The following is a 14,170-nucleotide window of genomic DNA, read 5'->3' as shown; positions in this document are numbered from 1 at the left end:
CATTGGAGGAAGCGCGCAAGTTGTCAGCGGTGGTGGACAGCGCACAAAAGAAGAGCGCCTCCCGACAAGCGGGACGCGCTCCCTGCGCTCACGACATGGCCACTGTGGCAGAGCCCGTCGCGCCCGTCAAGGGCGTCCGCATGGCGTACGGGAGGTGCGCCGCGAGGAGGTCCGTGGCGAACGCGGCAACGGCACTGCTCACGGGCATCGGAAGGAGGGAACGGCAGAGCGTCTCGATGACGGTGCGGTCGCGTGGCGGGAGCAGCACGCGCTCCGCTGGCGGTGCACACCGCTCGCACAGGACGCCTCCGCGATGAGGCACCGCGACAGCGGTCTGCTGCGCCAGCGTCGCACGGCATTCGATACACGAAGCGAGCGCGGGTGCGTAGCCGAGGATACTCATGAGACGCAGGATGAACGCGGGAATAATACCGCGATCTCCCGCGGGGAGCGTCGGGAGCAGAAGGAGCGCTTCACGGAGGAGATCGTAGCAGGCGAGGTCGGGATGGCCCTGCTTCGTGAGGACGTCCACGGACTCGCAGAGGAACGACGCACACGCGAGGTGCTCATGGGACGAAGCGAACACATCGTTTGTTCGGATGGCACGAGCGAAGGTGACGCGGTCAATCTGACGCCCACGCGCGGCCTCGATCTCCGTCTCGCCGAATGGCTCGAGGTGACTCGCGAGTTTTGCACGCGGACGTCGCGTCCCCTTCCCCACGAGCAGGAGTTTCCCGTACTCGCGAGTGTAGACGGTGTAGAGGCGATCCCACTCATGCGCATCCTGCCGCCGGAGGATGATGGCGGTTGCGGCGTAGGTCATACGAAGAGAGAAGCACGCTTTCTCATATCTCTCACATTCCTTCCGCGCTCCGCTCGATGTACGTCTGAGCGATGAGCGCGGCGGCGATCGCGTCGTCTTCGGCTTTCCCCTTCCAACCGCGCATGAGCCGCTTGGCAAACTGGGTGGTGAGCTGCTCGTCCTCCACGACAACCGGCTGCGTGAGCTCGCGCCGGAGCCATGCGACGAACGCCTCCACGCGCTCGCGGTCCTCCTTCGGCATCCCGACGACGACCATCCCCACGTCGTACTCCACAATGGCGCGCCGGAGCTCCTCGCGAAGGAAACGGGCATCCTGTGCGGGGACGACGCGCAGCGGGGCAGCAACCAGACCCGCAGCGATCGCCAACCCCACCTTCACCGATCCGTAGTCAACGCCGAGGATAACCATACCTGCGGTCACGCGGCGCGGGTAAGAATTTCCGTACCGGATTTCGTAATGAGAATCGTGTGTTCGGCGTGTGCGGCGAGGGAATGATCCTGCGTGCGAATCGTCCACGCATCCTCGTCCACTACGACGCGCCACCCACCTGCCGTCACCATCGGCTCGAGCGCGAGGACATGGCCGTCGAGGAGCTCCGTGTCCACCTGGTGCGCGTCCCAGTAGTTGGGAACCTGCGGGTCCTCGTGCACCGCACCACCGACGCCGTGACCAACGAGATCGCGGACAATCGCGAAACCCGCCGGCTCGACGATCTCCTGAATCGCGCGCGCGATATCGGATATGCGACTGCCGACGGCGGCAGCGGCAATGCCTGCGGCGAGCGCGCGCTCCGTTACCTCCACGAGGCGTTGCTGCTCCGGTGTGCAACCACCGACGCACACCGTCAGCGCGGTATCGGTGTAGAGTCCGCCCGCGCTTGGCCACTGCATTCCGATATCGAGCCCCACGAGATCTCTCTCCGCGAGCGTGATGCTGCGCGTCGGAACGCCGTGGACCACCTCGTCGTTCACCGAGACACAGAGCGTCCCCGGAAACGGCGCGGACGTACGGCTCGGGCGGTACCCCTTGAACGCTGGACGCCCACCGGCCTCCAGAATGAGGCGCTCGGCGAGCATATCAAGCTCTGCGATCGCCACACCGGGAACCGCGGCCGCCGCGCACGCGGCGAGCACGCGGCCAAGCCGCTTGCCGCCCTCGCGGAGCGTCTTCCGATCCTCTGCGTTGCGTGCGATCATAGACCGAGTGCGTTCTTCACGACTCCAAAGACCTCATCGATCGTCCCGCTCCCATCAATCTCCACGAGCACGCCCCGCGCACGCGCCTCTACGAGGACGGGTTTGGTCTCCGCGTGGTACGTGCGGAGGCGACGGCGAATGGCATCCGGCTCGTCATCGCTCCGATGGACGAGCGTCCCATCGCACGCCGCGCATGCGGCTTCCGCGCCCTGGCTGAGCGTGAGCTCCCGATCGGAGTGCGGCGCTCCGCAGATGCAGATCCACCGGTGCGCGAGGCGCTCGACCGCTGTTGCGTCGTCGAGATCAAGGAGGACGACGTGCGTGAAGGGTTCCGCGAAACCGTCGTACGCCTCGAGCTCCTCGCGATCGCGGGGGTAACCATCGAGGATGTACCCGCCGGCGGTGTCCGACTGCGCGAGTCGCTCCCGCACCATCGTGTTCGTAATCGCGTTCGGGACCATCTCCCCGCGCTCGATCATCGGTGCCACACGCCTCCCGAGTGCCGTGTCGCGCGCGATCTCCTGCCGGAACATCTTCCCGGGTGCAACGACGGGTACGCCGAGCTCTGCGGCGAGCAAGCGGGCCTGCGTCCCCTTCCCAGACCCCTGGGGACCGAGCATAGCAATACGATAGATCATAACGTTTCTGACAATAACCTACTCTCTCTCACTCTAGCACGTACTTACTCACTGCCACGCGAACCAGCCAAAGACACCGGCAGCGATCATGGCGGCGAGCGTCATGGGGAGCCCAAACTTCACGAACCCGCCAAACGATATCGGCTCATCCGCGTACCGCTGGAGCCAACGGAACGCGACGATGTTTGCGCTCGCGCCGATCGGGGTGATGTTTCCACCCACGGACGTGCCCAGGAGCAGCCCTCCATAGAGGAGGAAGGGATCAATGCCGAGGCCGAGCGCGAGGTGGGAAGCGACCGGCAGCATCGCGACAATGAACGGAATGTTATCCACGAACGCAGAGACCACCACCGCGAACACGATGAGGAGGACGTACGTACGCAGCGTGCTCGTGCCCGCGACGTGCGCCAGCCATCCCGCGAGCGCATCAATTGCGCCCGTGGTCACCAATCCCTGAACGAGGATGAACACGCCGATGAGGAAGAGCATCGTCTCCCAATCGAGTTCACGCAGCAGCCGGTGACCACCACCGAACCGATCGCGTATCGAGAGAAAACGCCGCTGGAGCTGCGAGAGCGGGCGCGCAACGCCTACCTCCGACGCACGCGGCATACGGTGGAAGAAGAGCGTGTGCACCAGCCCACCCTCATTGCCGTTCGCTGCTCGCAGGTGATGTCGCGCGAGGTGCCAGAGCCACCCCACCGCGGCGAACGTCAGCACCGTGTACGTCGTGACGTGCGGCGTACCACTCGCGAGCAGCACCACGAGCGGGAGTGCCACCATAACACCCACGAGCAGCACCGTCGGCATCACGGTACTTGGTACCTCAACGGGAAACGAAGGGACGGCTGCACGATGCTTGCGAATGAGCAACCAGAACATCGCGAGCGCGGCCATCGTCGCGAGTTGAACGGCGAAGAAGATCCCAGGCCTGCCATCGTGCCAGAGGAAATCATTGAATGAGAGTCCGGCGTATGTCCCCAGGTACATCGCGGGAGGATCGCCAACCATCAGTGCCGCGGCCTGGAGGTTCGCTGCAATGGCGATGCCGATGAGCAACGGCGCTGCGCTCGTGCCAAGCCGCTTTGCGAGTGCGAGCGCAACCGGTGCAAAAATGAGCACTACCGCGACGTTTTCGAGGACCAACGAGAGCACGCTCGCGCACGCCGCGAGTCCGAAAATCGCACCGGCGACACTCGCGGTCTTCCGACTGATCCACGCGGCGATCACCGCCGGCATCCGCGACTCCACGAAGAGGTCCGAGAGGACGAGCATCCCGAAGAACACGCCGAGCACATCCCACGCGATGGACCGAAACGCGACAAGCGGCGTGACGATCCCCGTGAGCAACAGGAAGACCGACGCGACGAGCACCACAGCGGTACGACGATAGTACCCATCAATGAGGAGTAGGTAGGCGATGACGAACGTCGCGATGGCGATGGCCATAGTACACTATCGTCTCTCATCCCCCGCAGTATACCAAACCCCCGTTCGGCATCTGCCGCGGGGGTCCTCAGTTCTGCATTCTACGTTCTTCATTCTGCGTTTCCTCACAGTCCCTCGTACTCGCGCATCGTCAGCTGACTCCCCACCTGCTTCACGCTCTCGATGACGACGGAGACGATGATGAGGAGTGAGGTGCCGCCGACGATCGTCGTGAGCTGCGCGGCGCCCGGGATGAGCGGCTGGGTGAGGATCGGGAGGATGGCAATGAGACCGAGGGATGCCGCGCCAAAGAAGATGATACGATTCGTCACGAACTGGAGATACTCGGCTGTCGCGCGGCCAGGCCGAATGCCTGGAATGAAACCACCCTGCTTCTGAAGATTCTCCGCAATCTGCTGTGGGTGGAACACGACGGCAGTGTAGAAGAACGTGAAGATGAACACGAGGGAAAAGTACGCGATGCCGTAGAACACTTGGTTCTGGAAGATGGTGATCATGAGCTCGGCACCGCGCGCGATCCACGCGGTCTTCGCGTGGATGAAGAACTGCCCGAGGAGCGGTGGGAAGAGGATGATGGAGATTGCGAAGATGATGGGGATAACACCGGCCATGTTCACGCGCAATGGCAGGTGCGTGTTCAACCCCCCCACCATGCGCATCCCGCGAACGCGCCGCGCGTAGGAGACGGGGATGTTCCGCTGTGCCTCGGTGAGCGCGACCACGCCAATGATCGTCACGATCGCGAGTATGACGAAGACGAGGAGCTGTACGAGCCGCGAAACATCAAACGTGAGTGCCGTCTGCTGGACGGCCTGCGGGAGTATCGAGATGATGCCAGCGAAAATCATGAGCGAAATGCCGTTGCCGACGTTCTTCTCCGAGATGAGCTCGCCGAGCCACATGAGGAATACCGTGCCCGCGGTCACCGTCGTGAGGAGCATGACGGTCTGCATGATGCTGAGGTCCGGGAGGATTGCCGCATTGGACTGGCGCACGAGCGTCATGAGTCCAAACCCCTGCATGATGGAGAGCGGGATGGAGAGGAGACGCGTGTACTGGTTGATCTTCCGCCGACCGTACTCGCCCTCCTTCTGGAGTTCCTCGATCGCCGGAATGACCATCCCGAGGAGCTGGAAGATGATGGACGCGGTGATGAACGGTGCTACACCCAACGCGACGATGGAGAAGTTCTCCATGGTGCCTCCGGAAAAGACGTTGAGGAGTCCGAGGATTGCGCTCGACGCGAAGAATTGCTCGAGTGCTGCAACATCAACACCGGGCACCGGAATGTGCGCGAGGAATCGGAAAATGGCGAGCATGCCCAAGACGAACAGGATGGCGTTCCTGACCTCGCGCACCTTCCACATGGTCTTGAGCGTATCGAGCATAACTCCTGCACGCGTCGGCATCACCGACGTGTGCTCAACGCGTTTCCGTGATGACGCTACCGCCCGCTGCTTCAATCTTCGCCTTTGCACTCGCGGAGACCTCGAGGCCTTTGAAGACCAACTGCTTGTCGCACGTGCCACCACCGAGTACCTTCGCGCCGTGACGGCGGTGCGCGATGAGCCGCACACCGACGAGAATCTTTGGCGTGACGGTTGTCCCCGCGGCAACCGCAGCGGCGACATCACCAATGTTCACCGAAGCGCACTTCTCGTGCGGACTCCGGAACCCGCGCTTCTTGGGCTGTTGGAGGAGCATCGGACGCATGCCGAGTCGCTTGAGACCGCCGCGACCGCCGCTGCGGGCCTTCTGTCCTTTCGTGCCGCGCCCTGCGGTCTTCCCGCGACCAGAACCATGACCGCGACCAAGTCGCTTCGTCGTGTGGGTGCTCTTCGGAGATGGCTTGAGCGTGTGGAGGGAGTACATAGGTGGGAGCTCAACGCGTGCGAGCACGAAGCGAGGAGAGCGCGAGCATGGTCGCCTTCGCATTGGATACCTTGTTCGATGATCCGAGCATTTTCGCGGAGACGTTCGACACGCCTGCGAGATCGAGGACGAGCCGCACCACACCACCGGCAATGATGCCGCTCCCTTTCGGTGCGGGCTTCATGAGGACCTTCGCGGCCTTAAACTTCACCTCGATGTCATGGGGGATGGTCTCGCGATCCATCGGCACGGTGATAATCTCCCGCTTCGCGCGCGTGGTCGCCTTCGAGATCGCGGTGGAGACATCGGCACCCTTCGCGACACCGATACCAACGCGGCCCTTCTTGTCACCCAAGCAAACGCACGCACGGAAACGCATGCGCTTGCCGCCTGCCGTCACGCGTGTGACGCGCGCGAGGTCGAGAATCTTCTGCTCGAACTCCTCCTTCTCGCGCTCGTGCTCACCACGACGTGGCCCGCGCCCGCGACCATCGGGGCGTCCCCGCCCCCCTGCGGCACCGCGACCACGCGCTCCCGACGGTCGCGCCTCGGTCTTCTTGTCCTTTATTCCTGGCATACGCATCGTTGTATTTGGTGCTCAACGCCACCTACAGAGTGAGACCGCCCTCACGCGCGCCGTCTGCGACTGCCTGCACACGGCCGTGGTACGTGTACCCGCCACGATCGAACACCACCGCAGAGACCCCGAGTGCCACTGCACGCTTCGCGAGTACACCCCCGACCGCATGCGCGATGGCGGTCTTCCGTGATGCGGTATCGCTCACGGAGACATCGCTATCAGATGCGGCTGCAACGGTGCGGCCGGCAGCATCGTCAATGAGCTGCGCGTACACGTGTTTCGCACTACGAAAAACCGAAAGCCGCGGCCGCTGCGCGGTACCGATGATACGCGCACGCACGCGTCGGTGGCGACGTGCTCGCGGTGACATGCGAATGATGAAACGCTTGGACATACGTATCAGTGTACAAATGGTGAACGCCTACCCTCCGGCTCCCTTCGCGGCCTTCCCGGGCTTGAGCTTCAGGATCACGCCAGAGTACCGCACGCCCTTTCCGTGGTACGCATCGGGTTTCCGGAGCGCGTGCATCTTCGCCGCGACTTCGCCGACGAGCTGCTTGTCAATACCGGAAACGGTCACCGTATTCTTCTCGATGGTCGCCGTCACGCCGTCCGGCAGCTCGAAGGGGACTGGATGCGAGTATCCAAGGAGGAACTCGAGTGTACTCCCCTTCGCCGTCACGCGAAAACCAACGCCATGAACCTCAAGCCGCTTCGTGTAGCCAACGGTGACACCGAGGATCGCGTTCGTGAGGAGTCGCGTCGTGAGCCCCCAGAGCGCGCGATCATCCTTGACGTTCGGTCGCACGACGGTGACGGTGAGCACTCCTCCCTGCTCGTCCACCATCACGTTGCGGTGAATTGGTACGAGGACTTCACCCTTTGGTCCACGCACGACCGCACGACCATCTCCCCGTGTAACGGTGACCTGGTCCGGAATGCGGATGGGTTGTTTCCCGATTCGACTCATACGTTGGTGGGTATACGGTTGACGAACGGCGACGCACACGGGCTCCTTCAGTACAGTTCACAAATGAGTTCGCCGCCGATACCCGCGACCTTCGCCTCACGGTTCGTCACAATCCCCTGTGGGGTGGAAAGGATTGCCATACCAGCTCCACGCTTCACCGTCGGGATCGCTCCATGCTTGACGTAGACGCGATGACCCGGCCGTGAGATGCGACGAATGGACTGAATCTGTGGTTCTCCAGGCCGACGGTAGCGCAGCGTGAGGACGAGCTCGTGATGCGGTGACTGCTCGCCACGCTTCCCGGTAGATGGCGTGCGCACGTCCACGCGGGCAAGCCACCCCTCGCGTGCGAGGAGCTCCGCAATGGCGCGCTTCACCTTGGACGCCGGAAGCTGCACCGTTGGCCTTCCAACGGACTGTGCATTCCGGATCCGGGTGAGCATGTCAGCAATCGGGTCGGTCATCATACGTATGAGCTGCAAGCTGACAGCTGCAAGATTCAAGTGAGGAGTGTATTCGGCCGTCCACGGTTCCTCGCTTGTGGCTTGTGGCTGTCAGCTTATTGCTTACAATTCACCAACTTGCCTTTTTAATTCCCGGAAGTTCACCACGGTTCGCGAGTTCGCGGAAGCAGATGCGACAGAGCTCGAAATCGCGCATAAACCCGCGACCTCGGGCACACCGCCAGCAGCGACGCAGGACGCGCGACGAGAACTTGGGATTCACACGGGAGCGCGCGGCCTTCACGATGATTGCTGTTCGAGCCATATGAGGAGTATTACAACCGAAAGGGGAACCCCAGTGCGCTGAAGAGCGCGAGGCCGCGTTTCCGATCGTGTGCACTCGTCACGATCGTCACCTGCAAACCGTGGATCTGGTCCACCGCATCCGACGCCACCTCCGGGAACATGACGTGCTCTCGAAATCCTACCGAACAATTCCCCTGCGTGTCAACATTCGTTGGCGAGAGCCCACGAAAGTCACGAACGCGCGGGAGGGAAACCGTTATAAACTTCTCCAGGAAATCCCACATCCGCTGCCCGCGGAGCGTCACCATAACGCCAACGGCGTTCCCCTCGCGAATCTTGAACGCCGCGATGGACTTCCGAGCCATCGTCCGAACGGGGTGCTGGCCGGAGATGCGCTCGAGGGTCTGCGCCGCGATGTCCGCAATCTTGTCACCGCGCGCCGGACCGCCCGTTCCAGAATTCAATACAACCTTCTCGATGCGCGGGATGGCCATCGGGTTCGGCGTGCCGAGCTCTGCCATGAGCTTCGGAATAATCTCCTTGTGGTAGCGTTCCTTGAGGGTCATAACAGTAGTGACTAGTCCTTCAGGCGAACGTCTGCGCGCACTTCTTGCACTGCCGCTGCCGCGATCCATCCTCCAACCGCCGCATGCCGATCCGCGTTGACCCACTGCACTTGGGGCAAACGAGCATCACACGCGATGCGGGGAGCGGTGCCGGAAACTGCACGCGCTGTCCGTGCTCGCCCTGCTTGCGTGGACGGAGGTGCTTCACGAGCACATTCAACCCCTCCACGACGACCGCGCTGCGGCCCGGAATGGTACGGAGCACCTTCCCCGCCTTCCCGCGGTCACGTCCGGTGCGAATCGTCACGGTGTCGCCTTTTTTGATGCGCATATGCGTGGGCTGTAAGCGTATCACACCACCTCGGGGGCCAGTGAGATGATTTTCTGAAATCCCTGTCCGCGCAACTCACGGGCAATCGGGCCAAAGATGCGCGTCCCCTTCGGTTCCTTCGACTTCTTATCCACGATGACGACGGCGTTCTCGTCGAAGCGCACGTAGCTCCCATCCTGCCGCCGGGTCTCCTTCTTCGTGCGCACGAGCACCGCGTGGACGATGTCGCTTTTCTTCACGCCGCTATGCGGAGTCGCTTCCTTAATGACAAACGTCGCCACATCGCCAAGACGTGCGGTGCGCTTCCGGTACCCGCCGAGCACGCGGATGCACTGGAGCTTCTTCGCTCCGGTGTTATCCGCACTCTTCACCATTGTTCGATGCTGGATCATACGGCGAGTTTGAAGCTGACAGCCGCAAGCTGCAAGTACGGAATCTACGGACGGTCTTCCGAGCTTGGAGCTTGGTGCTGTCGGCTTGCAGCTACTTATGCGAGGAGTCGCCAACGCTTCGTTTTCGAAATGGGGCGACAGGCAATGAATTGAACCACCATGCCGACCTGCGCACGGCCTTCCGGATCATGGACGTGGTAGTTCCGCTTCACGCGGTATGCCTTCTGGTACTTCGGGTGCATCTTCAAACCATCAACGCGAACGACGCACGTCTTTTCCATCGCCGTCGAGACGACGGTTCCCTCGAGCTTTCGCAGGGTACTCGTGGACTTCTCCATAGGGTTACACCGGTGAGGCGACGACACGCGTGCGCTCGTTGCGCACGGTGAGCATACGCGCGATTGCACGTCGAGTATGCTGGAGTTCATGGACGTTCTTCAGCTCACGAGCACGGACGCGAAAGCGAAGTTCCTCGAGTTTCGTGCGATACTCGTCGAGCAGCGTCACAATCTCTGCGTCTGATTTTTCACGAATTGTTTTGATATCCATACCGTACGCGTCGCGCTACCGTTCAACGACCCTCGTCTTCATGGGGAGCTTATGACCGGCGAGTCGCAGGGCCATGCGGGCCTCCTCTGCGCTGACCCCGCCAATCTCAAAGAGTACCATCCCCGGACGCACCACCGCGACGTAGTGATCCACATTCCCCTTCCCTCCACCCATGGGAACCTCGTTGCCCTTCGCCGTCACCGGATGGTCGGGGAAGATGCGAATCCAGAGCTTGCCGCCCTTGCGCGTCACACGACTCATGACACGACGTGCGGCCTCAATCTGTCGTGCAGTCACCCAGTGCTCCCCGAGCGACTTGAGTCCAAGCTCGCCGAACGCGACGGTCGTCTTCCGCGATGCAGGGTGCATACGGCGACCGCGGCCCTTGTGCAACTTCCGGTGTTTGAGCTTCTTCGGCATCAGCATACATGATGGACTACTTCCGTGCAAGAGGAGCGCGACGGTGCTCTCCTCGCTTCTCCTCGAACACCTCGCCACGGTAAATCCACACCTTCACGCCGATCGAACCGTAGATCGTTTTGGCGAAGTCCTGCGCGTAGCTGATATCAGCACGGAGGGTCTGGAGTGGGACTGATCCGACACGCACCGACTCCCGCCGTGCGATTTCAGCGCCGTTCAGGCGTCCGGAGACCTGGATGCGTGCACCGAGCGCGCCGGCACGCTCCACGCGACCCAACGCCTGCCGAAGCACTCGACGGAATGGCATACGCTGCTCGATCTCCTGGATCACCTGCTGCACAACGACGGGCGCACTGAGCGCAGCGCGCTCGACTTCCACAATGTTGAGCTGGAGCACCGAGGAGTCGGCACCGACGAAGTACTTCGTGCGGATATCCTGCTTGAGCTTCTCTGCGCCCTGTCCACCGCGCCCAATGACGACACCGGGGCGTGATGCGTGAACCGTCACCGCGATGTTCTTCGCGTTGCGCTCGATGACGACATCCGCGATACCCGCCTCACGGAACCGCGACTTGATCATCGTACGAATTCCCACGTCCTGCTCGAGGTACGTGCGGTAGGACCGACGGTCGGCGAACCAACGCGACGACCATGTCGTGAGAATACCAAGTCGGAATGCCGTTGGGTGAACTTTCTTTCCCATACCTTTCGGTTCCACTTACCGCTCGCCGGAACGACGATTCATGAACTGACGGAAGAACCCGCGCTGCCTGCCGACGCTCTTGCCTGCATCCTGCTTCCAGGTCTTCGCGGTGGGCGCGCCACCCGCTTCGTCCTCCTCTGCAGATGTCGCCTGTTCACGGACTGCCGTCGCGCGATCGGCGACCATCGTTGGGGTGATCGGCGTGGCCCGCTGCTTGCCCGCAGGAGTCGGCCGCGACTCCGGCGATGTCGGTGTGCGTTCACCGAGGACGACCGTGATGTGGCTCGTCCGCTTGCGGATCGTTGCAGCGCGCCCGAACGCGCGAGCGCGGAAGCGCTTCAGCGTCGGACCCTGATCCACGAGCACGTTCTCGATGAACAGATTCCCCGCATCGAACGCGAAATTGTGCACCGCATTCGCTACCGCGGAAGCAACGAGCTTCCGCATGGGTCGCGCTGCGGCTTTCGCGAGATTCGCGAGCTGTGCATCTGCCTCCACAACGTCCATACCACGCACGAGATTCGCAACGAGGCGAACCTTGCGCGGTGACATGCGGAGTCGGCTGAGATGTGCGGTGACCTGCATATCGTTACTTCTTCTGCTGCGCCTCGGCCTTCACGAGCTTCCCTCCGTGCCTGCGGAACGTTCGGGTTGATGCGAACTCTCCAAGTTTGTGCCCCACCATCTGCTCCGAGATCTTCACGGGAACGTGCTTGCGACCATCGTGTACGGCGAACGTGAAGCCCACCATGACCGGCGTGATCGTCGACGCACGAGCCCACGTCTTGATGATCGTGTGATCACCAACCTTGAGCTTCCCAACCTTCTTCATGAGCTTGGGATCCGTGAACGGTCCTTTCTTGAGGGATCGAGACATAGGGGGTGCTGCAGCGGTCAGCTGCAAGCTGCAAGTTCAGAACGACGTCGTACCGCATTCCTGACTTGGAGCTTGAAGCTGTCGGCTTGCAGCTTACTTGCGCTTCTTCGGCTTCCGACGCTTGACGATGAGCACGCTGCTCCACTTCTTCTTCCGGCGCGTCTTCACGCCCAGTGCGTGTCGCCCCCACTTCGTCTTCGGGTGCGTGAGACCGATGGAGTTGCGACCCTCACCGCCGCCGTGGGGATGGTCCACCGGGTTCATGACCTTCCCGCGGACCGTCGGACGAATGCCCAGCCGTCGCGTGCGGCCGGCCTTCCCCGTGCGCACGAGACGCGCATCCGGGTTCCCGACCTGCCCAATCGTTGCGGCACACGTCTTGGGGACGAGGCGTACCTCGCCGGACGGCAACTTGAGCTGCGCGTACTTCCCCTCAATCGCCATGAGCTGCACACCAACGCCCGCACCGCGCGCGAGCTTCGCTCCCTGCATCGGCTGGAGTTCGACATCGTGGACGAGCATCCCCGTCGGGATATGCTCGAGCGGCATACGATTCCCAACGCGGATGGCGATCTTCTCCGCTGCGGAGAGCACTTCCATACCCACCTCGATCGTATGTGGCGCAATGATGTACGACTTCGTGCCATCTTTATAGGAAACGAGCGCGAGGCGTGCATTGCGGTTCGGATCGTACGTAATGGCGATCACCGTTGCCGGATCGTGGAAACGCAGTCGCTTGTTGTCCACCAATCGGATGCGACGCTTCACGCCTCCGCCGCGATGGCGGACGGTGATGCGACCCTGGGCGTTTCGCCCTCCGGTGGATTTCTTGGTGATGAGCAGCCGTTTCTCCGGTTTCCGTGTATCCACCTCACCACGCACGATGGAGGTCTTCCGTCGCGCTGCACTCGTTGGTTTGTAGATGACGAGGGGCATAGTGTTCGAGAATGCTGCGTCACGTGCGCACACCAAACGGCATCGTCTCACCGGCCGTGAGGGTAATGACCGCCTTCTTCACCCCGCTGCGCCAACCGGTGGTCCGACCGTGCTGGACACGCTTCCCCGTCGTACGCATGATGCGGACCTGCACAGGATGCACATGGTACCGATCCGCGATCGCACGCGCGATCTGCACCTTCTCCGACTTCCCATGCACGAGGAACGTGTACTGTCCCAGCTCCGCAAGGATGCTCGATTTCTCGGTCAGGTAGGGCTCGAGGAGTACCGGGTACGGCAACACGTTCGACGGGCGCGATGCGATCGTCGCAGCACTCGCCGGAGCAGGCGGTGTCGGTGCAGAGGCCTGCTGCGTCACGACATCTTTTGCAGTGTGCTTGCGCTTGAGGAATGCCATACTACGGGTTGAGTCGCTCGATCATCGTTGCAACCGCCTCACGTGTTGCCACAATGAGATCGTGCTTCACGATGTCTCGCGTGTTGAGGTGCGCCGCATCAATGCCAGACGTACGCGGGAGGTTCCGCATGCTCCGCGCGGCACCCCGCTGCGACTGATCGAGTACGACGAGAACGGATGGAGCACGACGCTCCGTTGGTACCACTGCGCTGAGCGCGTGAAGAATCGCTGCTGCTTCCTTCGTCTTGCCCGCAACGGGCGTAAACTCCTCCACGATGAGAAACCGCTCCGCAGAAACCTTATCCGAGAGCGCCATGCGCACGGCCTGGCGTCGCATTTTCGTATTGATGCGCAGCGCAAAGTTTCGCACGGATCGTGGGCCGAACGTGGTTCCGCCTCCTACCCAGAGCGGCGAACGCGTGGAGCCCGCGCGCGCACGACCCGTCCCCTTCTGCTTCCACGGCTTCTTGCCGCCGCCAGAGACCTCGCCGCGCGTCTTCGTGTGTGCAATCGCGTGACGCGCATTTGCTTCCTGGGCAACGATGACCTGGTGGAGAACTGCGGAGCTCGGCGCAACGCCAAACACCTGCGGGGGGAGTTCCATGGCCCCCGTCTTCTCGCCCGCCTGGTTGTATACCGCTGCTTGCAGCATATCTCTCCTGTACGCGCTTCCCGTCTGTGCGCATGCCGGTCGTCAGGC

Annotated in this window: 23 protein-coding genes and 1 pseudogene; all 24 read right to left on the bottom strand. The window is 62.3% G+C overall.

Translation table 11 applies throughout. The features are described from left to right. Nucleotides 1-88 precede the first annotated feature (88 nt). The 24 genes and pseudogenes from recO to rplD all read right to left on the bottom strand — a co-directional run bounded on the left by recO (nucleotide 89) and on the right by rplD (nucleotide 14,122). Nucleotides 89-823, bottom strand: a complete 735-nt coding sequence (gene recO / locus Q7S96_02520) for a DNA repair protein RecO (protein MDO8463122.1) — start codon at nucleotides 821-823, stop codon at nucleotides 89-91. Nucleotides 824-854: 31 nt separating this feature from the next. Then, nucleotides 855-1,232 (bottom strand): RuvX/YqgF family protein, encoded by a 378-nt coding sequence (locus Q7S96_02515; protein ID MDO8463121.1) that lies wholly within the window; start codon nucleotides 1,230-1,232, stop codon nucleotides 855-857. An 8-nt stretch (nucleotides 1,233-1,240) separates the two neighbouring features. Then, nucleotides 1,241-2,020, bottom strand: coding sequence for a type I methionyl aminopeptidase (gene map / locus Q7S96_02510; GenBank protein ID MDO8463120.1), 780 nt, complete (start codon nucleotides 2,018-2,020; stop codon nucleotides 1,241-1,243). After that, nucleotides 2,017-2,640, bottom strand: coding sequence for a nucleoside monophosphate kinase (locus Q7S96_02505; protein MDO8463119.1), 624 nt, complete (start codon nucleotides 2,638-2,640; stop codon nucleotides 2,017-2,019). The genes map and Q7S96_02505 overlap by 4 nt, the downstream gene beginning before the upstream one ends. A 66-nt stretch (nucleotides 2,641-2,706) precedes the next feature. Beyond that, nucleotides 2,707-4,107, bottom strand: coding sequence for an SLC13 family permease (locus tag Q7S96_02500; GenBank protein ID MDO8463118.1), 1,401 nt, complete (start codon nucleotides 4,105-4,107; stop codon nucleotides 2,707-2,709). Nucleotides 4,108-4,211: 104 nt separating this feature from the next. Further along, nucleotides 4,212-5,516, bottom strand: a complete 1,305-nt coding sequence (gene secY / locus Q7S96_02495) for a preprotein translocase subunit SecY (protein MDO8463117.1) — start codon at nucleotides 5,514-5,516, stop codon at nucleotides 4,212-4,214. A 13-nt stretch (nucleotides 5,517-5,529) separates the two neighbouring features. Then, entirely contained in the window at nucleotides 5,530-5,979 is a 450-nt protein-coding gene (rplO, locus tag Q7S96_02490; GenBank protein MDO8463116.1) for a 50S ribosomal protein L15, read from the bottom strand. 10 nt (nucleotides 5,980-5,989) lie between these two features. Then, on the bottom strand, nucleotides 5,990-6,556 hold the full coding sequence (rpsE, locus tag Q7S96_02485) for a 30S ribosomal protein S5 (GenBank protein ID MDO8463115.1): 567 nt from the start codon (nucleotides 6,554-6,556) through the stop codon (nucleotides 5,990-5,992). A 31-nt stretch (nucleotides 6,557-6,587) separates the two neighbouring features. Next, the gene (rplR, locus tag Q7S96_02480) at nucleotides 6,588-6,953 is read right to left on the bottom strand and encodes a 50S ribosomal protein L18 (GenBank protein MDO8463114.1); all 366 of its coding nucleotides are present in this window, start codon (nucleotides 6,951-6,953) and stop codon (nucleotides 6,588-6,590) included. Between the two features lie 27 nt (nucleotides 6,954-6,980). Beyond that, complete coding sequence (rplF, locus tag Q7S96_02475; protein ID MDO8463113.1) at nucleotides 6,981-7,529, bottom strand: 50S ribosomal protein L6; 549 nt, start codon at nucleotides 7,527-7,529, stop codon at nucleotides 6,981-6,983. A 47-nt stretch (nucleotides 7,530-7,576) separates the two neighbouring features. Next, nucleotides 7,577-7,996, bottom strand: coding sequence for a 30S ribosomal protein S8 (rpsH, locus tag Q7S96_02470; protein MDO8463112.1), 420 nt, complete (start codon nucleotides 7,994-7,996; stop codon nucleotides 7,577-7,579). A 106-nt stretch (nucleotides 7,997-8,102) separates the two neighbouring features. Then, nucleotides 8,103-8,297, bottom strand: a complete 195-nt coding sequence (locus tag Q7S96_02465; protein MDO8463111.1) for a type Z 30S ribosomal protein S14 — start codon at nucleotides 8,295-8,297, stop codon at nucleotides 8,103-8,105. 10 nt (nucleotides 8,298-8,307) lie between these two features. Continuing rightward, on the bottom strand, nucleotides 8,308-8,844 hold the full coding sequence (rplE, locus tag Q7S96_02460) for a 50S ribosomal protein L5 (GenBank protein ID MDO8463110.1): 537 nt from the start codon (nucleotides 8,842-8,844) through the stop codon (nucleotides 8,308-8,310). Between the two features lie 19 nt (nucleotides 8,845-8,863). Next, entirely contained in the window at nucleotides 8,864-9,175 is a 312-nt protein-coding gene (gene rplX, locus Q7S96_02455; GenBank protein MDO8463109.1) for a 50S ribosomal protein L24, read from the bottom strand. A 20-nt stretch (nucleotides 9,176-9,195) separates the two neighbouring features. Next, complete coding sequence (gene rplN, locus Q7S96_02450; GenBank protein MDO8463108.1) at nucleotides 9,196-9,567, bottom strand: 50S ribosomal protein L14; 372 nt, start codon at nucleotides 9,565-9,567, stop codon at nucleotides 9,196-9,198. Nucleotides 9,568-9,662: 95 nt separating this feature from the next. Continuing rightward, nucleotides 9,663-9,905 (bottom strand): 30S ribosomal protein S17, encoded by a 243-nt coding sequence (gene rpsQ / locus Q7S96_02445; protein MDO8463107.1) that lies wholly within the window; start codon nucleotides 9,903-9,905, stop codon nucleotides 9,663-9,665. A 4-nt stretch (nucleotides 9,906-9,909) separates the two neighbouring features. Next, nucleotides 9,910-10,116, bottom strand: coding sequence for a 50S ribosomal protein L29 (rpmC, locus tag Q7S96_02440; protein MDO8463106.1), 207 nt, complete (start codon nucleotides 10,114-10,116; stop codon nucleotides 9,910-9,912). 15 nt (nucleotides 10,117-10,131) lie between these two features. After that, the gene (rplP, locus tag Q7S96_02435; protein MDO8463105.1) at nucleotides 10,132-10,542 is read right to left on the bottom strand and encodes a 50S ribosomal protein L16; all 411 of its coding nucleotides are present in this window, start codon (nucleotides 10,540-10,542) and stop codon (nucleotides 10,132-10,134) included. Between the two features lie 10 nt (nucleotides 10,543-10,552). Next, entirely contained in the window at nucleotides 10,553-11,239 is a 687-nt protein-coding gene (gene rpsC / locus Q7S96_02430; GenBank protein MDO8463104.1) for a 30S ribosomal protein S3, read from the bottom strand. A gap of 255 nt (nucleotides 11,240-11,494) precedes the next feature. After that, a pseudogene (rplV, locus tag Q7S96_02425) lies at nucleotides 11,495-11,824 on the bottom strand (50S ribosomal protein L22). A gap of 4 nt (nucleotides 11,825-11,828) precedes the next feature. Continuing rightward, nucleotides 11,829-12,116 carry a 30S ribosomal protein S19 gene (gene rpsS / locus Q7S96_02420; GenBank protein ID MDO8463103.1) on the bottom strand — a complete coding sequence of 96 codons (288 nt, stop codon included), beginning with the start codon at nucleotides 12,114-12,116 and terminating at the stop codon, nucleotides 11,829-11,831. Between the two features lie 93 nt (nucleotides 12,117-12,209). Further along, a complete protein-coding gene (gene rplB, locus Q7S96_02415) occupies nucleotides 12,210-13,052 on the bottom strand; it encodes a 50S ribosomal protein L2 (GenBank protein MDO8463102.1) in 843 nt (280 codons plus the stop codon). A 19-nt stretch (nucleotides 13,053-13,071) separates the two neighbouring features. Further along, the gene (locus Q7S96_02410) at nucleotides 13,072-13,470 is read right to left on the bottom strand and encodes a 50S ribosomal protein L23 (protein MDO8463101.1); all 399 of its coding nucleotides are present in this window, start codon (nucleotides 13,468-13,470) and stop codon (nucleotides 13,072-13,074) included. 1 nt (nucleotide 13,471) lies between these two features. After that, on the bottom strand, nucleotides 13,472-14,122 hold the full coding sequence (gene rplD, locus Q7S96_02405) for a 50S ribosomal protein L4 (GenBank protein ID MDO8463100.1): 651 nt from the start codon (nucleotides 14,120-14,122) through the stop codon (nucleotides 13,472-13,474). Nucleotides 14,123-14,170 lie beyond the last annotated feature (48 nt).

The organism is bacterium (assembly GCA_030647005.1).
GTDB lineage: Bacteria > Patescibacteriota > Patescibacteriia > JACPHY01 > JACPHY01 > JAUSKG01.
This window is presented reverse-complemented; position numbering and strand designations above follow the sequence as displayed.